This is a genomic window from Mycobacterium sp. (genome assembly GCF_035653355.1).
Lineage (GTDB): Bacteria > Actinomycetota > Actinomycetes > Mycobacteriales > Mycobacteriaceae > Mycobacterium.
The window spans coordinates 1-3,966 of sequence record NZ_DASRBZ010000065.1 but is presented as its reverse complement, the minus strand read 5'-3'; the positions used below and the strand labels follow the sequence as shown (position 1 = coordinate 3,966).

Here is a 3,966-nt window from a genome sequence, read left to right as displayed (position 1 = left end):
CCCGACTCCTCCGGCGCCGAGCGCACCACACCCGCGGCTTCCATGCCGGGAATGAACGGCGGCGGAAGCTTGAGCTGGTACCCCCCTTTGCTCAACAGCAGGTCGGGAAAGCACACCCCGGCCGCCCGCACATCGATGACCACCATGTCGTCGCCGGCCTGCACCTCGTCGACGTCGGTGTACACCAACCCTTTGGGACCCGAAAGTTCCTGAACGACGCAGGCTTTCACCGTACGGAGAAGCTGGCCTGCTTCGCTCCGGACACATCGGTGATCTGCGCCCACTGCGAGGCGACCTCATCGACCGACGGCGGGTTGTTGAAATTGGCGCCTTCGTTCTCGAACAACGCAACCCGCTGCACCTTGCCGCCGCCGACGACGAACACCGATCCGTTATCGCTGGATTCTTCGGTGCACAGGTAGGCCACGATCGGCGCGACGAACTCGGGCTTGAGCTTCTCCAACACCTCCGGGGGCAAGATGTCCTGCGTCATCCGGGTCGCCGCCACCGGGGCGACCGCGTTGGCGTGGATGTTGTACTTGGCGCCTTCCAGCGCCAGTGTGTTGATTAGGCCGACCAGGCCGAGCTTGGCTGCCCCGTAGTTGGATTGGCCGAAGTTGCCGAACAGACCGCTGGTGGAGGTGGCAACGACGACGCGGCCGTAACTCTGCTCCCGGAAATGCGGCCAGGCGGCGCGCAGCACGTTGTAGCCGCCGTACAGGTGGACCTTGAGAACTGCGTCCCAGTTCTCGAACGACATCTTGTGGAAGGTGCCGTCGCGCAAAATCCCGGCGTTGCTCACCACACCGTGCACCGCCCCGAATTCGTCGAGCGCGGTCTGGATGATGTTGGCCGCGCCCTCGGGCTCGGCGACGCTGTCGTAGTTGGCGACCGCGCGGCCGCCGGCGTCTTTGATCTCAGACACGACCTGGTCGGCCATCGAATGTCCGGCGCCCGTACCGTCGCGGGCTCCGCCGAGGTCGTTGACCACGACGCTGGCGCCTTCTCGAGCCAGGGTCAGGGCGTATTCGCGGCCCAGTCCCCCGCCGGCTCCGGTGACGACGATGACACGATCCTGCACTCCGGGCATGAACTTCCTTTCGGGTCGATTGCGCTCGGGGTCAGCGTCCGGCAGCCGCTAGAACAGCCGCCGCGCCAACTTCCACGCCTTCTCTGTATACGGCGGGTAGATAAAGCTCGATAAGTCGGGTCGGGTTGGCTTGGTGAGCACCGACTTGCGGTGACTGAACTCCTCGAATCCCCAGCGCCCGTGATAGGCGCCCATACCCGATGCGCCGACACCACCGAACGGCAGTTTGGCCGTCGACACCTGAAAAGCGAGATGGTTGACCAGCATGCCGCCGGCCGGCACTTCCTTGATGACCCGCTCACGTACGGCGCGGGTCTTGGTGAACAGATACGCCGATAGCGGTTTGGGACGCGAGTTGACGAAACGTATTGCATCGTCGAGGGATTCGACGGTGATCACCGGCAGGATGGGGCCGAAGATCTCGTTGGTCATCAGCGGTTCGTCGGGGGCGGGGTCGACGACCACGGTCGGCTGGATCCGCAGGTCCGCGGGGTCGGATGTGCCGCCGACGGCTACGGTGCCCTTGGTGTTGGACAAGTAACCGGTCAGCCGGTCGAATTGGCGTTGGTTGACGATGCGCATTCCGGCTGGCTCGTCGGAGCCGAATGTGGTGATGGCTTCGCCGATCTTGGTGACGAGCTCGTCGCGGATCTTCACATCAGCCAGCACGTAGTCGGGTGCGACGCAGGTCTGCCCGGCGTTGAGCAGTTTGATCCAGGCGATTCGCTTGGCCGCGACGTCGACGTCGGCGTCGGCGGCGACGATCACGGGGCTCTTACCGCCGAGTTCCAGCGTGACCGGAGTCAGGTGCGGTGCTGCCGCTTCGTACACCTTGCGGCCGATCTCGGTCCCGCCGGTGAACAGCACGCGGTCGAAGCCTTGCGCGAGCAACTGCTGGCTGACTGTGGCGTCGCCCTCGATCACCGCGATCGCGTCGCGGTCGAGATATTGCGGCACCAGTTCGGCCATCACCCGAGACGACGCCGAGGCGATCTCAGAGGGCTTGAGCACCACCGCGTTTCCCGCGGCGATCGCTCCGACCGCCGGGCCGAGCGTCAGATAGAACGGGTAGTTCCAGGCGCCGATGATCAGCACGGTGCCGTAAGGCTCGTACTCCACCCAACCGCGACCCGGCAGCTGCGCCAGCTCGAGCAGGTGGTGTTTGCGGCGCATCCACTTCTTGACGTGTTTTGCCGCGTAGCGGGCTTCGGCGGCGGTAGTCGCCGTGTCGGCCAGCCAGGCCTCGAATGGTTTGCGACACAGGTCGGCGTGCAATGCCTCCGCGATCTTGGCCTCGTTCTCGGCCATCATCTTCTCGATGGCGCGCAACTGGGTGCGCCGCCACTCGAGGCCGCGGGTGCGCCCGGTGGCGAAGGTTTTTCGCAGGCGCTCGACGGTGTGCTGGATGTCCGAAGCCACCGGTGCGCTGGTGTCGGTGGTGTTGGCGGCGGCGTGGGTGGTCATGGGGTGCCCTTCCTGACCGGCGGAAGCCCAATCCTAATCAACCACTGGGTTGGGCAACAGACGCGCTCCGGGCACCGCACCTAGGGAACTAGCTGCGCTCCGCTGTCACGAAATCGGCGAACGCGTCTTTGTCGTCGGCCATCGGGACACCGTCGACCCAGCGGCCCAACCGGCGCATCTCGTCGTGGGAGTGTTGCGACGTGGCCCGCCAGCCATGCTCGTTCAGCCAATCCACCACAACGGCGCGATCCTCGTCGTTGTAGACCAGATCCTGGAAGTCGACGGTCTGCTCGAAGCCGAGCTTGTCGGCGACCCGCTTGAACCGTTCTCGCATCTCCTCGCGCCGCTCGTCGGCGTGGCGTGCCGCGGTTTCGGCCGCGATCCGGCTGCCCGGCGCACTGAGCTCGGTGATCTGCTCGAACAGCCGGTCCTGGGCGGCGGCCGGCAAATACATCAGCAGTCCCTCGGCCAGCCATGCGGTCCGCGCCGCCGGGTCGAAACCGGCGGCACGCACTGCGGCGGGCCAGTCCTGCCGCAAGTCAACGGGCACCTCACGGCGCTCGGTCGACGGTCTGACCTCATGCTCGGCCAGGGTCTGCGACTTGTAGGACAGTACCTTCGGCTGGTCGATCTCGTAGACCACCGTGCCGGCCGGCCAGTCCAGCCGGTAAGCGCGTGAATCCAGCCCGGACGCCAGGATCACCACCTGCCGGATGCCCGCGGCCACAGCATCGGTGAAGTAGGCGTCGAAGAAATGCGTGCGAACCGCCTGATAGCTGCGCATGTGGTGGACGACCGCCGCGGTCTCGGGATCCATCGCCTCCACCTTGGCGATCATCGATTCGTCGAGCATGGCCTCCCAGGCACCGGTGCCGGCGTTGGCGACGAGCAGCTTGGCGTAGGGATCGTTGATCAGCGCATCAGGGCGGTCGGTTTCGGTGGCGCGGGCGGCGGCCACCATCACCGCGGTCGAGCCCACGCTGGTGGTGATGTCCCAGGTGTCGTCATCGGTGCGCATCGTGCTCATCGAGCTTCCTTTCGCAAATGCCTAGGCCCGCTCAATTAGCGTCGACCAGACGCGCCCGCAGCAGTGTGCTGCTCACCGTCTCCTCGACCAGGTCGTCGGGTATCGGCCGGCCCAGCCGCGCCATTTCGTCGGCGTTGCTCACCGCGTGTACCTGCCAGCCGTGGTCGGCGAGCCACTGCACGGCATCAGGGCGGCGGGTGTCGTTGTAGGTCAGCGTTTCGAAGTTGATGTCGAGGCCCAGTCGTTCCCGTACTCGCGCCCACCGGGCCCGACGCGCCGCCCGGCGACGCTCGCAGGGCGCAGCCAGGCTGAACGCTTCGACAGCGACGTGACTACCGCGTGCACTGAGATCGGTGACCTTCTCGAAGAGGCGGTCCTGCGCTTC

General features: G+C 66.0%; 4 protein-coding genes and 1 pseudogene. All 5 read right to left on the bottom strand.

The features are described from left to right. A partial coding sequence (locus tag VFA16_RS02095; protein ID WP_324966223.1) for an alcohol dehydrogenase catalytic domain-containing protein occupies positions 1-230 on the bottom strand: 230 nt, incomplete at its 3' end. Beyond that, complete coding sequence (locus tag VFA16_RS02090; protein WP_324966222.1) at positions 227-1,090, bottom strand: SDR family oxidoreductase; 864 nt, start codon at positions 1,088-1,090, stop codon at positions 227-229. The genes VFA16_RS02095 and VFA16_RS02090, both read right to left, overlap by 4 nt. A 48-nt stretch (positions 1,091-1,138) precedes the next feature. After that, positions 1,139-2,554: an aldehyde dehydrogenase family protein gene (locus tag VFA16_RS02085; protein ID WP_324966221.1), complete on the bottom strand. Its 1,416-nt coding sequence runs from the start codon at positions 2,552-2,554 to the stop codon at positions 1,139-1,141. 88 nt (positions 2,555-2,642) lie between these two features. Continuing rightward, the gene (locus VFA16_RS02080) at positions 2,643-3,572 is read right to left on the bottom strand and encodes a class I SAM-dependent methyltransferase (protein WP_324966224.1); all 930 of its coding nucleotides are present in this window, start codon (positions 3,570-3,572) and stop codon (positions 2,643-2,645) included. A 40-nt stretch (positions 3,573-3,612) separates the two neighbouring features. After that, positions 3,613-3,966, bottom strand: a pseudogene (locus tag VFA16_RS02075) (SAM-dependent methyltransferase); the annotation flags it as partial.

Excerpts from the sequence above, each read along its gene's own strand:
- VFA16_RS02090 (WP_324966222.1), bottom strand. The coding sequence starts at position 1,090 with ATGCCCGGAGTGCAGGATCGTGTCATCGTCGTCACCGGAGCCGGCGGG.
- VFA16_RS02085 (WP_324966221.1), bottom strand. The coding sequence starts at position 2,554 with ATGACCACCCACGCCGCCGCCAACACCACCGACACCAGCGCACCGGTG.
- VFA16_RS02080 (WP_324966224.1), bottom strand. The coding sequence starts at position 3,572 with ATGCGCACCGATGACGACACCTGGGACATCACCACCAGCGTGGGCTCG.